The sequence below is a fragment of the Methylophaga sp. genome, assembly GCF_009711715.1.
GTDB lineage: Bacteria > Pseudomonadota > Gammaproteobacteria > Nitrosococcales > Methylophagaceae > Methylophaga.
In genome coordinates this window covers 79,798-99,766 of sequence record NZ_VENF01000013.1, presented here as the reverse complement: position 1 = coordinate 99,766, position 19,969 = coordinate 79,798, and the positions used below count along the sequence as shown (strand labels likewise).

Annotated in this window: 20 protein-coding genes; 11 read left to right on the top strand and 9 right to left on the bottom strand. The window is 52.0% G+C overall.

The genetic code is table 11. The annotated features are described in order from the left end of the window. The first annotated feature begins 224 nt into the window (after positions 1-224). The 5 genes from msrB to FH755_RS10645 all read left to right on the top strand — a co-directional run bounded on the left by msrB (position 225) and on the right by FH755_RS10645 (position 3,587). Complete coding sequence (gene msrB, locus FH755_RS10665; RefSeq protein WP_292441104.1) at positions 225-623, top strand: peptide-methionine (R)-S-oxide reductase MsrB; 399 nt, start codon at positions 225-227, stop codon at positions 621-623. A 30-nt stretch (positions 624-653) separates the two neighbouring features. After that, positions 654-926 (top strand): GIY-YIG nuclease family protein, encoded by a 273-nt coding sequence (locus FH755_RS10660; protein ID WP_292441103.1) that lies wholly within the window; start codon positions 654-656, stop codon positions 924-926. A gap of 60 nt (positions 927-986) precedes the next feature. Then, positions 987-2,582 (top strand): ABC-F family ATPase, encoded by a 1,596-nt coding sequence (locus FH755_RS10655; RefSeq protein ID WP_292441102.1) that lies wholly within the window; start codon positions 987-989, stop codon positions 2,580-2,582. Between the two features lie 90 nt (positions 2,583-2,672). Then, positions 2,673-3,242 carry a YSC84-related protein gene (locus tag FH755_RS10650; protein WP_292441101.1) on the top strand — a complete coding sequence of 190 codons (570 nt, stop codon included), beginning with the start codon at positions 2,673-2,675 and terminating at the stop codon, positions 3,240-3,242. Next, on the top strand, positions 3,243-3,587 hold the full coding sequence (locus tag FH755_RS10645) for an ASCH domain-containing protein (RefSeq protein ID WP_292441100.1): 345 nt from the start codon (positions 3,243-3,245) through the stop codon (positions 3,585-3,587). Here the strand turns inward: FH755_RS10645 and FH755_RS10640 are convergent. Genes FH755_RS10640 through FH755_RS10630 form a run of 3 tightly spaced genes read right to left on the bottom strand, consistent with a single transcriptional unit; the run spans position 3,584 to position 6,062 of the window. Then, positions 3,584-4,993, bottom strand: coding sequence for a dihydrolipoyl dehydrogenase (locus FH755_RS10640; RefSeq protein ID WP_292441099.1), 1,410 nt, complete (start codon positions 4,991-4,993; stop codon positions 3,584-3,586). The two genes, FH755_RS10645 and FH755_RS10640, sit on opposite strands and share 4 nt — an antisense overlap. Positions 4,994-5,008: 15 nt before the next feature. Next, positions 5,009-5,218: a dodecin gene (locus FH755_RS10635; RefSeq protein WP_292441098.1), complete on the bottom strand. Its 210-nt coding sequence runs from the start codon at positions 5,216-5,218 to the stop codon at positions 5,009-5,011. Then, positions 5,211-6,062 (bottom strand): formate/nitrite transporter family protein, encoded by an 852-nt coding sequence (locus tag FH755_RS10630; RefSeq protein WP_292441097.1) that lies wholly within the window; start codon positions 6,060-6,062, stop codon positions 5,211-5,213. Before FH755_RS10630 ends, FH755_RS10635 begins: the two co-directional genes overlap by 8 nt. Positions 6,063-6,238: 176 nt before the next feature. Here FH755_RS10630 and FH755_RS10625 point away from each other — a divergent pair, with 176 nt between their 5' ends. The 5 genes from FH755_RS10625 to FH755_RS10605 all read left to right on the top strand — a co-directional run bounded on the left by FH755_RS10625 (position 6,239) and on the right by FH755_RS10605 (position 11,237). Next, on the top strand, positions 6,239-8,029 hold the full coding sequence (locus FH755_RS10625; RefSeq protein ID WP_292441096.1) for a DEAD/DEAH box helicase: 1,791 nt from the start codon (positions 6,239-6,241) through the stop codon (positions 8,027-8,029). 85 nt (positions 8,030-8,114) lie between these two features. Continuing rightward, entirely contained in the window at positions 8,115-9,344 is a 1,230-nt protein-coding gene (locus FH755_RS10620; RefSeq protein WP_292441095.1) for a spore maturation protein, read from the top strand. A 154-nt stretch (positions 9,345-9,498) separates the two neighbouring features. Beyond that, positions 9,499-10,137 (top strand): 2OG-Fe(II) oxygenase, encoded by a 639-nt coding sequence (locus FH755_RS10615; protein ID WP_292441094.1) that lies wholly within the window; start codon positions 9,499-9,501, stop codon positions 10,135-10,137. After that, positions 10,134-10,670 carry a peptide deformylase gene (gene def, locus FH755_RS10610; protein WP_292441093.1) on the top strand — a complete coding sequence of 179 codons (537 nt, stop codon included), beginning with the start codon at positions 10,134-10,136 and terminating at the stop codon, positions 10,668-10,670. The genes FH755_RS10615 and def overlap by 4 nt, the downstream gene beginning before the upstream one ends. 12 nt (positions 10,671-10,682) lie before the next feature. After that, the gene (locus FH755_RS10605) at positions 10,683-11,237 is read left to right on the top strand and encodes a pyridoxamine 5'-phosphate oxidase family protein (RefSeq protein ID WP_292441092.1); all 555 of its coding nucleotides are present in this window, start codon (positions 10,683-10,685) and stop codon (positions 11,235-11,237) included. Here FH755_RS10605 and FH755_RS10600 read toward each other — a convergent pair whose 3' ends face one another. The 4 genes from FH755_RS10600 to FH755_RS10585 form a co-directional block, all read right to left on the bottom strand. Further along, positions 11,238-12,287: a DUF3549 family protein gene (locus FH755_RS10600; protein WP_292441091.1), complete on the bottom strand. Its 1,050-nt coding sequence runs from the start codon at positions 12,285-12,287 to the stop codon at positions 11,238-11,240. Between the two features lie 6 nt (positions 12,288-12,293). After that, the gene (argJ, locus tag FH755_RS10595; RefSeq protein WP_292441090.1) at positions 12,294-13,520 is read right to left on the bottom strand and encodes a bifunctional glutamate N-acetyltransferase/amino-acid acetyltransferase ArgJ; all 1,227 of its coding nucleotides are present in this window, start codon (positions 13,518-13,520) and stop codon (positions 12,294-12,296) included. Beyond that, positions 13,520-16,243 (bottom strand): preprotein translocase subunit SecA, encoded by a 2,724-nt coding sequence (gene secA, locus FH755_RS10590; protein WP_292441089.1) that lies wholly within the window; start codon positions 16,241-16,243, stop codon positions 13,520-13,522. The genes argJ and secA overlap by 1 nt, the downstream gene beginning before the upstream one ends. Positions 16,244-16,385: 142 nt before the next feature. Further along, complete coding sequence (locus tag FH755_RS10585) at positions 16,386-17,303, bottom strand: M23 family metallopeptidase (protein WP_292441088.1); 918 nt, start codon at positions 17,301-17,303, stop codon at positions 16,386-16,388. 28 nt (positions 17,304-17,331) lie between these two features. Between FH755_RS10585 and FH755_RS10580 the strand changes: the two genes are divergently transcribed. Next, the gene (locus tag FH755_RS10580; RefSeq protein ID WP_292441087.1) at positions 17,332-17,772 is read left to right on the top strand and encodes a DciA family protein; all 441 of its coding nucleotides are present in this window, start codon (positions 17,332-17,334) and stop codon (positions 17,770-17,772) included. A 2-nt stretch (positions 17,773-17,774) separates the two neighbouring features. On the opposite strand, the gene lpxC is transcribed toward FH755_RS10580, so the two are convergent. Next, on the bottom strand, positions 17,775-18,692 hold the full coding sequence (lpxC, locus tag FH755_RS10575; RefSeq protein WP_292441086.1) for a UDP-3-O-acyl-N-acetylglucosamine deacetylase: 918 nt from the start codon (positions 18,690-18,692) through the stop codon (positions 17,775-17,777). An 85-nt stretch (positions 18,693-18,777) separates the two neighbouring features. Further along, positions 18,778-19,932: a cell division protein FtsZ gene (gene ftsZ / locus FH755_RS10570; RefSeq protein WP_292441085.1), complete on the bottom strand. Its 1,155-nt coding sequence runs from the start codon at positions 19,930-19,932 to the stop codon at positions 18,778-18,780. Positions 19,933-19,969: the final 37 nt, after the last annotated feature.

The following is a 19,969-nucleotide window of genomic DNA, read 5'->3' as shown; positions in this document are numbered from 1 at the left end:
AACACTTGCAAAGCTAAATGCAAATCATTATTATTTATAACCGATGGAGCTGAGATGCCTTTCTTCACCGCGCATTGATACTCCCTCTCTCTTAAATCTGAAAACCGAGTTTTGCCGGCCTTCTCCAGGCCGGCTTTTTTTTCAGAAAATGCGCTCCACTGCTGAATTTTTGTACAGCTTTGCTTACAATGACGTCCAGTCGAAGCTGAACTGTTGTGCAAAACATGTCTGACAAACTTGAAAAAACCGACTCTCAATGGCGAGAGCAGCTGACTGAAGATCAGTATTTTGTGACCCGCAAGGCCGGTACCGAGCCCCCTTTTTCCGGTGCTTATGTCGACAAACAGGATGACGGCACCTATCGCTGTGTCTGTTGTCATCAGCCCCTTTTCAACTCTACGACCAAGTTTGATTCCGGCTGTGGCTGGCCCAGCTTTTATGCTCAGGTGGATGTCGATGCCGTCACCCACCATGCTGACTACAGTCATGGTATGGACCGTACCGAAGTGCGCTGTAGGCACTGTGATGCCCATCTGGGCCATGTTTTTGATGACGGCCCGGCACCGACCGGTCTTCGTTACTGTATTAACTCCGTTGCACTGGACTTTGATGCTGATACATAAATGCGCTACGCTGCTGGACAGGTTTGAACAGTGACCGCCCAGCCCGAAAAAGGCGCTAACTGGTTCGTTTATATTATCGAAGCCGACAACGGTAAACTTTACACCGGCATTACAACCGATCTGTCCCGCCGCTTTGAACAACACCGCAACCAAAGCGGTGGTGCCCGCTTCTTTCATACCAGCCCGGCGCGGAAACTGGTGTATCACGAAACCCATCCTGACCGCAGCAGCGCTTCCAAACGCGAAGCGGCCATTAAAAAACTCAATCGACAAGCCAAACTGGCCCTTATTCGCAGCCGCTAAGTCTGTGTATAATGGCGCGTTTTTCACATCGCCCCATGGGCTCTCCTCAGGATCTGTCTCTTGCTAAGTACTGCCAACATCACCATGCAATTCGGGGCCAAGCCCCTGTTCGAAAACGTCTCGGTTAAATTCGGAGACGGTAACCGCTATGGCCTGATCGGCGCCAATGGCTGTGGTAAATCTACCTTCATGAAAATTCTGGCCGGTGATCTGGAGCCCAGCTCCGGAAATGTCAGCCGGGATCCCAACGAATCTTTTGCGGTTCTGAAACAGGATCAGTTCGCTTACGAAGATCAGCGTGTCATTGACGTCGTCATCATGGGTGACAAGGCCCTGTGGGAAGTGCACCACGAACGCGATCGCATCTACAGTCTGCCGGAAATGAGTGAAGAAGACGGCATCAAGGTTGCCGAACTCGAAGGTCAATATGCTGAACTCGACGGCTACACCGCTGAAGCCCGCGCCGGCGAGTTATTGCTGGGCGTCGGTATTCCGGTTGAACAACACTACGGACCGATGAGTGAAATCGCGCCTGGCTGGAAGCTGCGAATTCTGCTGGCACAGGTGCTGTTTGCTGATCCGGATATTCTGCTGCTCGATGAGCCTACCAACCATCTGGATATAAACACCATCCGCTGGCTGGAAGATATTTTGAACCAGCGTAACAGCACCATGGTGATCATTTCTCATGATCGTCACTTTCTGAATAGTGTCTGCACCCATATGGCCGATATGGATTACGGTGAGCTGCGCGTTTACCCCGGCAATTACGACGACTATATGATTGCCTCAACGCAGGCCCGCGAACGCCTGCAGGCGGATAATGCCAAGAAAAAAGCCCAAATCAAGGAACTGCAGGAATTCGTTTCCCGTTTTTCCGCCAACGCTTCCAAAGCCAAGCAGGCCACCTCTCGGCAGAAGCAGATTGAAAAAATTCAACTGGATGACATCAAACCTTCCAGCCGGGTCAATCCCTATATTCGTTTCAACCAGGAAAAGAAACTGTTCCGTAATGCGCTGGAAGTCAGCAGAATCAGCCAGTTTTATAACGGCGAAAAACCGCTGTTCGAGGATTTCAGTTTTATCACCGAAGTGGGAGAACGAATTGCTATTATCGGTCCCAACGGTATTGGTAAGTCCACACTGGTCAAAACCCTGATAGGCGAGATGCCGCCCCAGAGCGGAGAAGTGAAATGGTCGGAGAATGCCAATATCGGTTATTACGCTCAGGATCATGATCACTTGTTTAAAAGTGACATGAATCTGTATGACTGGATGGCCCAGTGGGCCGGGCCGGATGACGATGAACAGGTCATTCGCGGCACGCTGGGTAGACTGCTTTTCTCAGGCCATATCATCGATAAAAAGGTCAATGTATTGTCCGGTGGTGAGAAAGGCCGGATGCTGCTGGGCAAACTGATTCTGCAGCGCCCCAATATCCTGGTGATGGACGAACCGACCAACCATATGGATATGGAGTCGATTGAATCGCTCAATATGGCGCTGGAACAATTCGACGGGACACTGTTTTTTGTCAGTCACGATCGTGAATTCGTCTCTTCACTGGCTACCCGTATCTTTGATATGGAAGCCGAAGGACTCACGGATTTCCATGGCAGCTACGATGAATATCTGCAAAGTCTGGGCATAAACTAAAAAAGAGGCGCTGTTACTGAAATAAGGTCTCAACTTTTGTCATTTTTTCATGCTAGTGTAGATACATACTCAACCGATGAGGGAACATTCATGAAACAGCTACATAAGGATTTCGCGAAAAAATGGGCTATCTTGATGGCCTGTCTGGGCATGATGTTTTTTGCCAGCCCGGCACTGACGTTGGCGGCCTCGGCCACCGAAATTGATATCGGCGTGAGTGAAACGCTGAAAAAATTTAAATCGGAAGTGCCCGGCGGGGCGCAGTTTCTTGAGCGGGCAGCCGGTGTTCTGGTGTTCCCCAAGATCATCAAAGCCGGTTTCGGCATCGGTGGTGAGTATGGTGAAGGCGCTTTGCTGATTAACGGCGAAACCGTTTCTTATTACAGTACAGCAGCTGCCTCCATCGGTTTACAGCTCGGTGCGCAGAGTAAATCTTTGGTCATTGTTTTTCTGGCTGAGGACTCTTTGAAGTATTTCCGCAACAGCAAAGGCTGGAAAGCCGGCGTTGACGGATCCGTTGCCGTGGTCGAATGGGGCGCCGGTGAGGATATCAATACCATTGATATCGAAGATCCGATTGTCGGCTTTATGTTCAGTAACAAGGGCCTGATGTTCAACCTGACACTGGAAGGCTCTAAATTCACCCGGATAGATAAATAAATGTCAGAACAACACTCAGACTACCCTCCTAAAACCTGTGAGATAGACCGGCTGGTGACACATCAGCGACTGGTCGATGCCGCGCTGGCCGGGCGTAAAACCCAGCAACGGCGCAATGGTGTCTATGGCTACCCCGGTGAAACCTTCACGCTGGGTTCAGCAGACTTTGTGATTACCGGACTCGAACGTCAGTCCCTGGGAGAGATGACCGAAACCGATGCCAGAGCAGAGGGTTTTCCCGATCTGAGCACCTACAAGCAACTGATTATCAGTATGCACGCCGGTATGGACTGGAATGATGCACAAGAGGTCTGGGTGCATACATTTGAAAAGCTTGATAGCTAGTCCAGCGCTTCGGCGTTCATCGCTTCACAACGGGACAGATCAAAACCGTCTTTTTTGACGATTTTTGACTGCAGATCACGCAGTGCTGTACGTAAACCTTCTTCCACCACCGGATGGTAAATCGGCATAGCCAGCATTTGTGTCGTGGTCAGCTCTTGTTGAATCGCCAAAGCCAGCAGATGTGCCATGTGCCCGGCACGGGGCGCTGCCATCTCGGCGCCAAGCAATTTACCGCTTTGTTTGTTGGCATAAACTCTCAGAAAACCGGCATTCGTCTGCGCCGCCCGCGCCCGGCCCTGGCTGGAAAAATCGGCTTCGCCGGCCACATAGTCTTGTTTTTCAAGTTCTGTGGCGGTATGGCCGACAAGAGCCACTTCAGGCTCACTAAACACCACGCTAAGCGGCGTGCGACGGCAGTATGAGGAGACAGATTCAGCCACCGCATTATGCCCGGCAATGCGGCCATCATCAGCCGCTTCATGTAACAACATGCTATCCGCACGAACATCACCGGCGATAAAAACCGGCAGGTCCTCGATCTGCAACGTATGGGGATTAACCGCCGGCAAACCCTGTTCATCAAGCTGGAGACCCAGGTTTTCAAGCCCGATATTGTCCAGATTGGGCTGACGACCTATCGCCACAATTACCTGGCCGAATTCATCGCAGAAATCGCCGGCTGTGACCTGAATGCCTCGAGTCGATTTTTCCAGTGCGGCTTCCTCGCCCAGCTTCAACACAAACTCTTTCTGCAAACTCGCCAGCAGGGCCTGATTAACAGCGTTATCACTCAGCCCGGCCAGCAGTTCATCGGTGCCGAAGGCGGTCACATTAACACCAAGACGGCTCAGAGCCTGGGCAATTTCCAGACCAATGGCGCCCAGCCCGATAACCGCAACCGATTCTGCAAAACCGCGCTGATCAAACAGATTATCACTGGTCAGAATATGCTCGCTGAAGTGCAGCCAGTTATCAGGGACAATAGGCCGTGAGCCAGTCGCGACAATGATTTTCTGACAATCAATGATCCTATCACCGGCTTCAACCCGGTTCGGTCCCAGCAGGCAGGCTCTTTCCTTCAGTAATTGCTTACTGAAGCGCTGGGTCGCCTTGAGGGTGCTGTCAACAAAGAAATCACGAAGCTCCCGGACACGCGCCATCACTGCCGCCATATCGACTTTCAGCTTATCAGCATGACGGATGCCGAACGCTTCAAAGCTCAGGCGTCGATGATAGGCGTTGGCGGCCTCAATCAACAGCTTGGAGGGCATGCAACCGACCCGGGCACAGGTGGTACCCAGCGGACCGGGATCGATGAGCATAAAATCCGCTGTCTGCTTGCTGACCTCTTTGGCTGCCGCGAGACCTGCCGTGCCCGCACCGATAATGACAATCTCGGTACGCATCACCAGTCAGTACAATCAGCTTTCAATACGGAAACCGACCTTGATCGTGACCTGCCAGAACTGCACATCTCCCCCCTGAATCGAACCGCGGGTCTCCACCACTTCAAACCAGTCCATATGCTTGACTGTCTCGCCTGCTTTTCTGACAGCACTGCGAATCGCTTGATCGGTGCCCTCAGGTGAGCTGCCGGTAAGTTCAATAATTTTATAAATATGATCAGTCATTGCTACGCTCCTTATTTTTTCGCAGGTAAATAAACCAGTAGACCAACCCGACAAATAAGCCGCCACCCAGCATATTGCCAAGGGTAACAGGCAGAAGGTTGTCCCACAGGAAACCCGATACGGTTAAATTGTCGAGATTGACTGGCATCACAGCCTGCAGCATGGCCGGGTCTTGGCTGGCGAGCATACCTGCTGGGATAAAAAACATATTCGCCACGGAGTGTTCAAAGCCCATGGCAACAAAGGCGGTAATCGGGAATAGAATCGCCAGTACCTTATCCACCACTGTTCTGCCCGCAAAACATAGCCACAAGGCCAGACACACCAGCACATTGCATAAAATGCCGCGGAAAAAGGCTTCCAGCCAGGTCAGGTTCACTTTGCTGTTGGCGATCGCAATGGCTTTGGCACCGACAGCTCCATCCGCTGTCTGCCAGTGACCGCTTAGATAAATCATCAGCAAAATGCCCATCGCCCCGATAAAATTGCCCAGATAAACAATCAACCAGTTTTTCAGCAGCTGGCCCAGTGTGACCTTACCGTCAACATACGCCATGACAATGAGGTTGTTTCCGGTAAAGAGTTCTGCCCCTGCGACCACAACCAGAATCAAACCAAGGCAAAATACCAGACCACCCAGCAACCGTAACAGGCCACCGGCGATGCTGCCAGTGTCGTAAGTCACAACGGTAAAAAAGGCAGCGCCGAGAGCGATAAAAGCACCCGCCAGAATGGCAAGGGCAAGCACCTGCAGCGGATCGCCGGTGATTTTTGTCACTCCCACTTGCTGCACCCGCGCAGCAATTTGCTGCGGGGTGTAAGCATCAACTGAAAACGGGTCCATCAACGTATCCTTAACGCTTGCCTGTCTCCATCATAAAGCCTGATGGGCATAGCTTGCCACTCCGTCAATAAACAAATGTTTTTCCTGTATTTTCTGCTATCAGCCCCGTATAATATGAGGTTTTACACGCCCGCTTATCAGTTTTGCGTTCAAAACTGACCATCACAGGTTAATACATGTCCACAGAACATCGTGAAACGATGCCCTCATTCACTGAGTTAGGCATTACCCCGGCTATTCTCAAAGCAATACAAGAAGCCGGTTATGAAACACCCTCGCCGATTCAGGCACAAAGTATCCCGCCACTGCTGGAAGGTCGTGACCTGCTGGGTCAGGCGCAGACCGGTACCGGTAAAACCGCTGCCTTCGCCCTACCGCTGCTGAGCCGTCTGGATACCTCGCAAAAAACACCGCAACTGCTGGTTTTGACTCCTACCCGCGAACTGGCTATTCAGGTCGCCGAAGCGATTCAGGGCTATGGCCGGCATATTAAAAACTTCCACGTTTTACCGATTTACGGTGGTCAGAGCATGGGGCTGCAACTGCGTGCACTGCAACGCAATCCACAGGTGATTGTAGGTACGCCGGGTCGGATTCTGGATCATATCCGTCGCGGCAAACTGCTGCTGGAATCATTACGTTCACTGGTACTGGATGAAGCCGACGAGATGCTGCGCATGGGCTTTATTGACGATGTCGAAACCATCCTGCAGGAAACACCGCAGGAGAGACAGGTCGCCCTGTTCTCCGCCACCATGCCCAAGCCGATTCATCGTGTCGCTCAGCGCTATCTGAAAAATCCGGTGGAAGTCCATATCAAGTCCAAGACCTCGACGGTTGATACCATTAACCAGCGTTACTGGCAGGTCACCGGTCTGCACAAACTGGACGCGCTGACCCGGATTCTGGAAGTCGAAAATTTCGACGGCATGATCATCTTCGTGCGCACCAAGAATGCGACGGTGGATTTGGCTGAAAAACTGGAAGCGCGAGGTTATGCCGCTGCTGCCATCAATGGTGATATGAACCAGGCCCTGCGTGAAAAAACCATTGAAAAAATGAAAGCCGGCCAGATCGATATTCTCGTCGCTACCGATGTTGCTGCCCGCGGCCTTGATATCGAGCGCATGAGCCATGTCGTTAACTACGACATCCCTTACGATACTGAATCCTACGTCCACCGTATCGGCCGTACCGGCCGTGCCGGTCGTAAAGGTGAAGCGATTCTGTTTGTCTCCCCGAGAGAAAAACGCATGCTGGCGGCCATTGAAAAAGCTACCCGGCAGACAATTGCCCGCATGCAGTTACCCAGCAGTGAAGATATCGCTGATCGTCGGGTGATGGCATTCAAGGAGCATCTGACCGAAACTATTGAGTCCCAGGATCTCGGCTTCTTTGAAACGCTGATTGCCCAGTATCAGGAAGAACATAACGCCGATCCGCTCGAACTGGCTGCGGCACTGGCGTTTCTGGTACAAAAGCAACGGCCGCTGAACCCGGTGTCTCATATCAGTGAACGCAAACCGGCTCGTGATAAAGCTGTACAGGCTGACAGACCGCCACGTGCGGAACGACCAGCCAGAGAACCCCGGGATCGTTCACGTCACCAGACTGAAGCGGGCATGATCACCTACCGGGTAGAAGTCGGCAGTGAACACAACGTGGAGCCGAAACACCTGGTCGGCGCCATTGCCAACGAGGCCGGACTCGACAGCCAGTTTATTGGCCGGATTTCGATTATGACTGATCACAGTTTTATTGATCTGCCTGAAGGCATGCCCAAAGATATCTTTCAGCATTTGCGTAAGATATGGGTTAATCAACACCAACTGCAAATCAGTCTGGCTGAAAGCAGCAATGATAAACGTCCTGCCTCGCCGGCCACGCGTAAAATGCCGAGAAAAAATGGTCCGCGTAAAGCCGCCAAAGCCGGTAAAACCAAACCGGGTCACAGCAAACAACCCTGATAAGCAGTTCTCATTCACAGCTTAGCCGGAAAGCCTGACGCTTTCCGGCTTCCTCTCTTGAAACCGGCATGCCACAATAAGCCGCATGCTGAATATCATCTGGATCGCCTTTTTTCTTATCGCCTTTGCGGTAGCGCTGTTCAAGCTAATCGTGCTCGGCGATCAGATGGTGTTTTCCCAGTTGATGGAGGCGATGTTTGAACTGGCCAAAACCGCCTTTGAAATTTCTCTGGGTCTGACCGGTATTCTGGCGCTGTGGCTGGGTATTATGAAAATCGGAGAACGCAGCGGTTTTGTCGATTTGCTGACCCGGGGCCTGACACCGCTATTCCAGCGGCTGATGCCTGAAATTCCGCGTCATCACCCGGCACTGGGCTCCATGGTGATGAATATCTCCGCCAATGCCCTCGGACTGGATAATGCCGCCACACCACTCGGCATAAAAGCGATGAAAGAGCTGCAGGCGCTGAATCCCCTCAAGGATACAGCCAGTAATGCCCAGATTCTGTTTCTGGTTATCAACACCTCTGCGGTCACGCTGTTCCCAGTCACCATCTTTACCTACCGTGCCCAGATGGGCGCAGCCAATCCGACCGATGTGTTTATCCCGATCCTGCTGGCGACTTATATGTCGACCCTGATTGGTCTGCTGACCGTGGCCTGGGTCCAGAAAATCAATCTGCTGGATCGGGTGGTGCTGGCCTATCTGGGTGGATTTACCCTGCTGGTCGTCGGTTTACTGGCTTACTTTGCCAGCCTGTCACAGGAGGCGATGCTCAATCAGTCGGCTTTTATCAGCAATCTCATTCTGTTCTCTCTGGTCGTGATCTTTATCAGTGCTGCCGCGCTGAAAAGAGTGAATGCCTACGAAGCCTTTATTGATGGGGCTAAAGAAGGCTTTGAAACCGCGGTGAGAATCATCCCTTACCTGGTGGCCATGCTGGTTGCCATTGGCGTGTTCCGTGCCAGCGGCGCGCTGGAGTTAATCTTTGACGGCCTGCGCAGTCTGGTTTTAGGCATGGGCCTTGATGATCGCTTTATTGATGCGATGCCAACAGCACTGATGAAACCATTCAGCGGCAGCGGCGCCCGCGCAATGATGGTGGATACCATGCAGGCCTATGGTGCTGACTCCTTCGCTGGTCGGCTGGCATCCATTGTTCAGGGCAGCACCGAAACGACATTTTATGTGCTGGCCGTCTACTTCGGGGCCGTTGGCATCCGCAACATCCGTCATGCTGTTGGCTGCGGCCTTGCTGCTGACTTTGCCGGCATTATTGCTGCCATTACCGTGGCCTATTGGTTTTTCGGCTAAAAAGTCCACACAAATCAACAAAATGTGCTATTTTTAGCGCCCGTTCAAACTCGCACCTTATGTCATGCTGCCCATCTTTTTCAGGCGCTGCGTCTGGGCAGAAAACGGTGTCCGGCTTAATTTCTGCCGGCAGGTTTGTATGGAGATCCCATGATTGAAAGCGCTCGTTCAACCTTTTGAATCCACCTATGATCTGATTGCTGATGCACTGGCAGACGAAGGTTATTGTGTTTTACCGCAACTGTTGCCTGCAGAACTCAATATCGCGCTGCATCGCCGTGTCGCCAGACTGGATGAGACTGATTTTCAGCGTGCTGGTATTGGCCGCGATCTGGAATTTCAGTTAAACAACAGCGTTCGCCGTGACCAGACCCGCTGGCTGGCTGAAGATCACCCGACAGACCGCGCCTATATTGATCAGATGGCTGAATTTCGTCTGGCAATGAACCGTCGCCTGTTTATGGGCCTGTTCGATTACGAGTCACACTATGCACACTATGCGCCTGGCGCCTTTTATAAAAAGCATCTTGATGCTTTTAAAGGCCAGTCAAACCGGGTGCTGACCACCGTGCTCTATCTGAATCCCGACTGGCAGTCAGAAGATGGCGGCCAGTTACTGATTTACGCACCGGGTTCTGATGAAGTGATTGCAACGGTCAATCCCAATTTCGGCACATTTGTGATTTTTCTCAGTGAGCAATTCCCACATGAAGTAGTCAAATCAATGCGTGACCGTTACAGTATTGCAGGATGGTTTAGATTACAGGATCCCCTGCAAGCCCCGACGATATGAACGCTGATTTTCATATTCACCAGTTGGGTCACCCGCTGTTGAGGCAGTCAGCCGAACCAGTGGCTGACGTTAATGATCCCGCCTTTCAGGCGCAACTGGATCAACTGCTTTCCTTTGTTATCGACAAAGGCGGGATGGGCATTGCTGCACCGCAGGTCGGCATCAGCCGCCGCTTTTTTATTCTGTCATCGCATGCCAATGCCCGTTATCCCTACGCACCGGATGTACCGCCTTTTGTAGTCATCAACCCGGAAATTCTGGCTCATGCCGATAGCGTCACTAAGGACTGGGAAGGCTGTCTGAGCCTGCCGGGTATCCGTGGCCTTGTGCCACGTTATGATTGGATAGATGTACGTTATCTCACCCGTGATGGTGAGACGGTGGAAATCCGCTATGAAGGCTTTCTGGCACGGGTCTTCCAGCATGAGCTCGATCACACTGAAGGCCGGGTGTTTATTGACCGGGTCGAATCCACGCTGGAACTGATGATGGAGCAGGAATGGCAAACTCGTGTTGCCAGGCAGCCTGACTAACAGGAAAAGCAGATGGGACAAAGATTCCATTCATTATCAGACCGCCTGATTCAATTTATTTACGAACAGCATCTGTTTTTTGTCGGTACCGCGACCGAAGACAGCCGCGTTAATATCTCGCCCAAGGGAATGGATTCATTGCGGGTAATGAATGACCGGCGAATTATCTGGCTCAATGTAACCGGTAGCGGTAATGAGACCGCGGCCCATGTGCAGCAGAACCCCCGCATGACATTGATGTTTGCCTCCTTCAAAGGCAAACCGATGATACTGCGGATCTATGGCACAGCCCGGGTGATTCACCAGAAAGATCCGGACTGGCAAGGTCTATTTCCCTTGTTTGATCCCCTGCCCGGTGCCCGTCAGATTTTTGATCTGAACATTGATTTGGTGCAGACCTCCTGCGGTATGGCCGTTCCTTTATTCGATTTTGCCGGTGAGCGTGAACAGCTCAATAACTGGGCAGAAAAGCAGGGTGAGGTCGGAATCAGGGAATACTGGCGGCGAAGCAATCAGAAAACCATTGATGGTATCGACACGGGTATCGTCGAAAAGAATCTCGACTGATCAGCCGAACATCTTGCCGACAAACTGAGACAGCTTTTTGGAACGTTCGGGATGACGCAAAGCCTGCATGACCGGCTCACGCATGCCCGGCACGAACACCAGATCAGCCAGTAACTGGCTGAAGGCCTCGTAGCCGGCACTATTATGGGCCAGCTGCTCCATGTAAAGCTGGCAGAGTGTGTTCTGCTGCAGCGATCGCCAGCAACGTCCGCTCAGCACCGCCAGCACTTCGACATGCTGGCTGCACGGGTGCTTGAGAACGTGCTTGACCATCTGATCGACCAGACCTCTTGCCGGACTGTTGGATGCGGCACGCAGACAGGCGCAAATCATACTGATATCCGGCTGCTTTTTCTCCAGCTGAACATCAACGCGCTGAGACAGCACTTCGACAATTCCGGCTGCCGGCTCTGCATTCTCCAGAAAGGTGCTGAGCACGTTAAACGGTTCATAGGGGATTCGTGGCAGAGTCTCGATGAGTCCCAGCGTTTCCTGATTATCATCCAGTCGCACTGCGACATCGGCAACGCCCTGCATGCCCAGCTTGTCCCAGCTGTCCAACGGTCTCTTACCTGTGAAATAGGCGTAAGCTTCGGCATAAAAAGAAGACGGCTTCAAAGCCAGACTCCTGGTCGCATGGGCATTAAATGCCGCCATCTTGTCTTCTCGCGGGGTGAAGGTATAAGGGCTATCTTTCAAAGCACCTTCGATCTGTTTACCATCGGCCGCCGCCAGCATGCATTCACCGACACGTTCGAGCAGCATCACCAGAAATTCGTCACGAGCCGACTGCAGCAACAGTCCCTGTTCATCAAGCGGAAATTTCAGGAACCAGACATAATGCTTATCGGCTTTATCAGGATGCCAGAAAATCACACCAAACAAAGCGCTGCGCTGAAACGGCAGAGGATAAGGCTTTTGTGCCCATTCAAAGCTGACGAACTGATCCGGGCTGAGTTTGCTTACCCGCCGGCCCATATCGAATACCCGGTATTTCGCACCGCTGTGATGCAGAAACTCGCTCAGGGTGGTGATTCTAGGTTCAGACATGACTGATCAGGTGCGGTATTCAGCGTTGATTTTGACGTAGTCGTAGGAAAAATCGCAGGTCCAGACCATATCTTCTGCCTGACCACGCCCCAGCCAGACCGTAATATCGATTTCAGCTTCGTTCATCACCGCCTGGCCTTTTTCTTCAGTGTAATCAGCGGCAGGCTGGCCCTGGTCAACGATGCAGACATCGCCGATATTAATGGTCACCGTACTGACATCAAGCCCTTCAATCCCGCTACGGCCAACGGCAGCCAGAATCCGTCCCCAGTTAGGATCGGAAGCAAACAAGGCGGTTTTAACCAGAGGTGAGTGGGCAATGGCATAAGCTGCCATGCGGCACTCTTCCTGACTCTTGCCCTGTTTTATGTAGATTGAGATAAACTTGGTCGCACCCTCACCATCGCGCACGACGGCCTGTGCCAGATAGCGGCAGATCTCGGTCAGTGCAGTCAGTAAACGCTCACCTTCTTCGCTGGTAATACTGTCAATGGTTTTGTTAGCGGCTTGTCCGGTAGCGACCAGGACACAGGCATCATTGGTCGACGTATCCCCATCGACGGTGATACGGTTAAATGACTGGTTCATCGCTTTATGCAGCATGGTGGTCAAAACAGCGTGACTGACTGCAGCATCGGTGGTGATATAGGCCAGCATGGTCGCCATATCAGGCCGAATCATGCCGGAACCCTTGGACATACCGGTGATGATCACCGTCTTGCCAGCCAGCGTCAGTTGCATTGACTTGGCTTTGGCTACCGTGTCGGTGGTCATGATCGCCTGAGCGGCCTGCAACCAGTTGTCTTCAGCCAGTGATTGCATCGCTTCAGGCAACACAGCCGTTATCTTGTCGACCGGTAGTGGCTGGCCGATAACTCCGGTTGAAAACGGCAGCACAGCAGTCGCATCAACACCGGCCAAATCCGCCAGCGACTGGCAGCATTGCCTGGCTGCCCGCATTCCCGTTTCACCCGTACCGGCATTGGCATTGCCGGAATTAATCAGCAGGTAACGACTGGCAGTATGTTTCTGATTCTGCCTTGCCAATATGACCGGTGCAGCACAAAAAGCATTACGGGTATAAACGGCAGCCGTTTCACTACCTTCAGCCAGCTCAATCAGTACCACATCCTGACGGCCGGGCTTTTTAATCCCGGCACTGGCAGTCGCCAGTCGAATACCGGCTACCGGCAACAAATCTTCAGCTGTCGGTGCAGTCAGATTAACTGCCATTAATTGATGGCTCCGTGACAGTGTTTGAATTTTTTACCGCTGCCACAGGGACAGGGATCATTACGACCGACTTTGCTGCCGTCACGGGTATAAGGTTGTGAGGCCTGAGGTGTTTCAGACTCGGCTTCAGCTTCTTGCTGTCCCATTTTCTGGGCATCATCGTGCTGATACTGCACATCGCCACTCTGACGGCGCTGCTGATCGACGGCATCAACATCTTCCGGCGCCCGCACCTGAACCCGCGAGATGACTCGAATCACTTCGTGTTTAATATTATCGAGCATGGTGGTGAACAGGCTGAAAGACTCACGCTTATATTCCTGCTTGGGATCTTTCTGTGCATAACCCCGCAGATTGATACCGGTACGCAGATAGTCCATCTGCGCCAGGTGTTCTTTCCACTGGCTATCCAGCGTCTGAAGCATCACTGCTTTCTCGAAGTGGCGCATCAGCTCTTCACCGACAGTCTCTTCTTTCGCCTTATAGGCTTTTTCAGCCTCTTCCAGAATACGTTCGCGCAGGCTTTCCTCGTGCAGGCTATCATCATTTTCCAGCCAATCACTGATGTCGAGTTCCAGCGCATATTCATCACGCAGCGCCTGTTCAAGACCTGACACATCCCATTGTTCATCGATACTGTTGGGCGGGATATAAATGCTGATGGTGTCGTTGATAACGGTGTCGCGCATTGAGGCGATGGTTTCCGACACATCTTCCGCTGCCATCAATTCATTGCGCTGCTCATAAACCACTTTCCGCTGGTCATTGGCCACATCATCGAATTCCAGCAGTTGTTTACGAATATCAAAGTTATGACCCTCGACCTTACGCTGGGCATTTTCGATAGCACGCGTCACCCAGGGATGTTCGATGGCTTCGCCCTCTTCCATACCCAGTTTCTGCATCAGGCCGGCCATTCGCTCAGAGGCGAAAATACGCATCAGGTTATCTTCCAGTGACAGATAGAAACGGGTTGACCCCGGATCACCCTGACGACCGGAGCGACCGCGCAGCTGGTTATCGATACGGCGGGATTCATGACGCTCGGTGCCGATGATATGCAAACCACCTGCAGCGAGCACTTTGTCATGACGATTCTTCCAGTCAGCCCGGATTTTTTCCTTGGTTTCCTCACTGGCGTCTTCAGGCAGGTCTTCAAGCTCAGCTTCCAGACTGCCACCCAGCACAATATCGGTACCCCGGCCAGCCATATTGGTAGCAATGGTTACTGCGCCCGGGCGACCCGCGTTGGCAATGATTTGAGCTTCTTTTTCGTGGAACTTGGCATTCAGTACTTCGTGTTTAATTTTAGCTTTATTCAACAAGCCTGACAGGAGCTCTGAGCTTTCAATTGATGCAGTACCGACCAGCACCGGCTGTTCGCGTTTCTGACAGTCCTGAATATCTTCCAGAATTGCCTGGAACTTCTCCTTGCCGGTCAGGTAAATACGATCCGCCTCATCCTTACGCTGCATCTCTTTGTGGGTCGGAATAACCACCACTTCAAGACCGTAAATGGAGTTCAGCTCGAAGGCTTCGGTATCAGCCGTACCGGTCATCCCGGAGAGCTTATTGTAGAGACGGAAATAATTCTGGAAAGTAATCGAAGCCAGGGTCTGGTTTTCGTTCTGAATCCTGACGCCTTCTTTGGCCTCTACCGCCTGATGCAGGCCTTCAGACCAGCGACGACCAGGCATGCTGCGACCGGTGAATTCATCAACGATAACAATCTGATTATCCTGCACCATATAGTCAACATCGCGCTGGAACAGAACATGGGCCCGTAAAGCGGCAGTGACATGGTGCATCAGACCGATATTGGCCGCATCGTAGAGACTGGCGTCATCTGCCAGCAAACCGGCTTCAGTCAGCAGCTTTTCAATTTTTTCGTGACCGGCTTCTGTGAAGTGAACCTGTTTGTTCTTTTCATCAACGGTGTAGTCACCGGGCTTGGTGACTTCCTCACCTTCCCCTTCCTGTCTGTCCAGGTTGGGAATCAGCGTGTTGATCTGCTGATAAAGCTCGGAACTGTCTTCCGCGGGACCGGAAATAATCAGCGGTGTCCGTGCCTCATCAATCAGAATCGAGTCGACCTCGTCGATAACGGCAAAATTGAGTCCGCGCTGAACTTTTTCCTCGATACGGAAAGCCATATTGTCGCGCAGATAATCAAAACCGAATTCATTATTGGTGCCGTAGGTGATATCACAAGCATAGGCTTCGCGGCGCTGCTCGCTGCTGAGACCGGAGACAATCACGCCGGTCGTCAGACCAAGAAAGCCATACAGCTTGCTCATCCAGTTGGCGTCACGGCGTGCCAGGTAATCATTCACGGTAATGACGTGAACGCCTTCGCCGGGAAGCGCATTCAGATAAACCGCCAGCGTCGCCACCAGCGTTTTACCTTCACCGGTTTTCATCTCGGCAATCCTGCCGTCGTTGAGCACCATACCGCCAATCATCTGGACGTCGAAATGGCGCATACCCAGCACACGTTTACTGGCTTCACGGACAACCGCGAAGGCTTCCGGCAGGATATCATCCAGACTCTTACCGTCGTTCAGCTGCTGGCGAAACTCTGCGGTTTTGGCTTTAAGTGCATCATCATCGAGTTTTTCGATATCGGCTTCCAACACGGCTATTTCATCGACAACCTTGCGGAGCTTTTTCAGAACCCGCTCGTTGCGACTGCCAAATATCTTGCTGAAAAACTTGCTTACCATGATTTCGCCTTGTTTGTGTTGTTACGGCGCGAACACCGGAAATGAACCCTAAATCGCGTGATTATAGCGCGGACCCGTTGACAGATTGAAGTCTAATCAATCCAGATGGAGCCGTGCTCCAGTGAATACAAGGGGAGCAGCGTTATTTGATGAAGTTATACGGATTAACGTGCTGACCGTCGCGGAGGACTTCAAAGTGCACGTGTGGTCCGGTAGAGCGGCCGGTCGAGCCCATCAAAGCCAGGGTTTCGCCTTTGTTGACACGATCGCCTTTTTTAACCTTGATGGTTTTATTGTGGGCATAGCGGGTGACATAGCCATTACCGTGATCAACTTCTACCAGACCGCCATAGCCGCCACGTTCCCCCACCCAGGTCACGATGCCATCAGCCACAACCTGGACATTACTGCCACTTTTCGCGGCAATATCGAGGCCTTCGTGAAAGGTTTTTTTGCCGTTAAAAGGATCAATACGGTAGCCATAGAAGGAAGATACCCAGCCGTCTTCCACCGGTTTACCGGTCGGAATACTGGCAGCAATGGTGTCTTCTGTAAGCAGGTATTGTTCAAGCGCAGCAAGCGCTTCTTCCTGGCTACGTAGTTCGTCGGAGAGCTGAGCTATACCGCGATCCAGTGCTTCGCTGCTGAGAGGTGTACCCTCCTGATCAATCCCTCCCAGTGAGGGATGCTCATCCAGAGAGAAAGCCGCACTGTCAAATCCGGCAATTTCAGCCAGACGTTCACTGAACATCCGCAGACGAATGGTTTCGGCTTGTAAACCACCCAGTTGTTGGGCATAAAAATTGGTGACAGACTCATCCTGATTGGCGGTCTGGGTTTCATTATCCGAGGGGGTCAAACTGTTTGAAGAACTGAGAGAGGAAGTGGGGGCCGGCTTGAACTGGGCGGGTTTGGCATTGTTGTGCAGCCAGTTTGCAAAACTGTAGCTGCTGATGCTGACCAGGCCCACCATTACGGTTGCCAGCACCAGCAGCTTCGATCGCGTCAGGTGCCAGTGCTTATGTGTCTTACTGTTTGAGGATATAATGATAACCTGCATTTTTATCCTTTCTCAGTGATAATTAATCATGTCTCAAAAACCCGAGCGTCTACAACAAGTTTACAAACAGAACAGCCATTTCAAATGGTTGGCTGCACGCGCTCGACAACTGGACAAGCTTAACATCATTTTGCAGAAAAGCCTGCCCTTACAATTCGTTAATCACTGTCGGCTTGCAAACATCAGCGCCGATAGAGTGATTGTGCATACTGACAAAGCTGCCTTTGCCAGCCTGCTGCGCTTCCAGGCCCCGCAAGTCTGCAAGGCACTGTCTGCACATTTACCCGAGCCAGTCAGCCGGCTGGAAGTCAAAGTCCGGCCGCTGACAAACATCAGCCGACCAGACAGCGAAAATAATATCCATTTATCTACAAAAACAGCGGCACTTATTGAAAGCACCGCTGCTGATATCGAGGACGGTCCATTGAAAACGGCCCTCAGCAAACTGGCAAAGCGTCAGTCAGACTAAGCCTAACTGGTCAGCGAGGCTGCAGGACGACTGAAAAGAATGGGGGCATCTTTGTCGTCTTCGAAGCTGACCAGTTCCCAGGCATCTTCCTGCGCGATCAGTTTGCGTAACAGTTTGTTGTTGACTTCGTGGCCGGATTTATAACCGCTGAAAGCCCCGATCAGGCTGTGGCCCAGCAGATACAAGTCACCGATGGCATCCAGCACTTTATGGCGGACAAACTCGTCTTCGTAACGCAGGCCGTCTTCATTGAGGACCCGGTAATCATCGACGACAATCGCATTATCCATGCTGCCACCCAGCGCCAGATTATTCTCACGCAGTTTTTCGATATCTTTCATAAAACCGAAGGTACGGGCACGACTGACTTCACGGACAAACGATGTGGAGGAGAAGTCAACATCAACCTGTTGCGGTCGTCCGGTAAAGGCAGGATGCTCGAAATCAATGGTGAACGAGACCTTGAATCCGTCAAAGGGTTCAAACTTGGCCCACTTATCACCATCCTCAAGCACCACCGGCTTTTTGATACGGATAAACTGCTTGGCGACGTTCTGCTCTTCGATGCCGGCTGACTGTACCAGGAACACGAAAGGTCCGGCACTGCCATCCATGATCGGTACTTCAGGCGCATTCAGATCGATATAGGCATTATCGATACCCAAACCGGCAAAGGCTGACAGCAGGTGTTCGACTGTCGACACGCGTTGACCATGCTCGATCAATGTTGTCGACAATGACGTTTCACCCACGTTTTCGGCCTTGGCCTGAATTTCGACCACCGGGTCGAGGTCGACCCTGCGGAAAATAATACCCGTATTGGGGGCAGCCGGCCGCAGGGTGAGATAAACCATCTCGCCGCTATGTAGACCGACACCGGTGGCACGAATCACATTCTTTAATGTTCGTTGCTTTATCACGGTGCATTACCCCCTTATACAATTACAGATCAAATAATATTACCATAAGCAGAACTTCACCAGCCAACTTTACAGAATTTTACACTCAGTCAGCCTGGCGGCGCAGGAATGCCGGAATATCCAGATAGTCCATGTTGACATCGCCGTTGGCCACCTGTTTCTGCTGGCTGTCTTTTTCCTTACGGATCACTGTCGGTTCGTCATAATCAATTTCTACTGATTTTTTAACGATCTCAATCTGCGGTGACTCTGCTTCAGGTGTTTTCGCGACGGTCACTCTTTGACCACCCAGACCTGTCGCTACAACAGTAACCCGCAGTTCGTCAGTCATATCCGGATCGATCACCGTACCGACGACGACAGTAGCGTCATCAGAAGCAAATTCTTTAACGGTATTACCGACTTCTTCAAACTCGCCGATACTCATATCCAGACCGGCAGTGATGTTGACCAGCACGCCACGGGCACCGGCCAGATCGACATCTTCCAGCAGCGGGCTGGATACGGCCAGCTTGGCTGCTTCACGGGCACGGTTTTCACCGGAAGCATGACCGGTTCCCATCATCGCCATGCCCATTTCTGACATCACGGTACGGACGTCGGCAAAGTCGACGTTGATCATGCCTTCGCGGGTAATCAGCTCGGCAATACCCTGAACCGCACCCAGCAGGACATCATTCGCCGCTTTGAAAGCATTCAGCAGGGTCATGTCCTTGCCCAGTACTTTCAGCAGTTTCTCGTTAGGAATGGTGATCAGCGAATCCACATGCTGACCCAGTTCCTCAATCCCTGCCTGCGCAATTTTCATCCGCTTGACGCCCTCAAACGGGAACGGTTTGGTGACCACAGCCACTGTCAGAATGCCCATTTCCTTGGCAACCTGAGCGACCACCGGTGCTGCTCCGGTACCGGTACCACCGCCCATACCAGCGGTGATGAATACCATATCGGCACCATCGATCACGTCCATAATGCGTTCACGGTCTTCCAGCGCTGCCTGCCGACCGACATCCGGGTTGGCACCGGCGCCCAGGCCTTTGGTGATGTCAGTACCCAGTTGTAACTGGGTGGTCGCAGAGCTTTTACGCAACGCCTGCGCATCGGTATTGGCACTGATGAAGTCAACCCCTTCAATCTGGTTCACCACCATGTGCTCCAAGGCGTTACCGCCGCCACCGCCGACACCGATTACTTTGATGACAGCGCTTTCTGTATAGGTATCAATTAATTCAAAAGTCATTGTTTTCTCCCCCAATAAATTTGTTTACATCAGCACA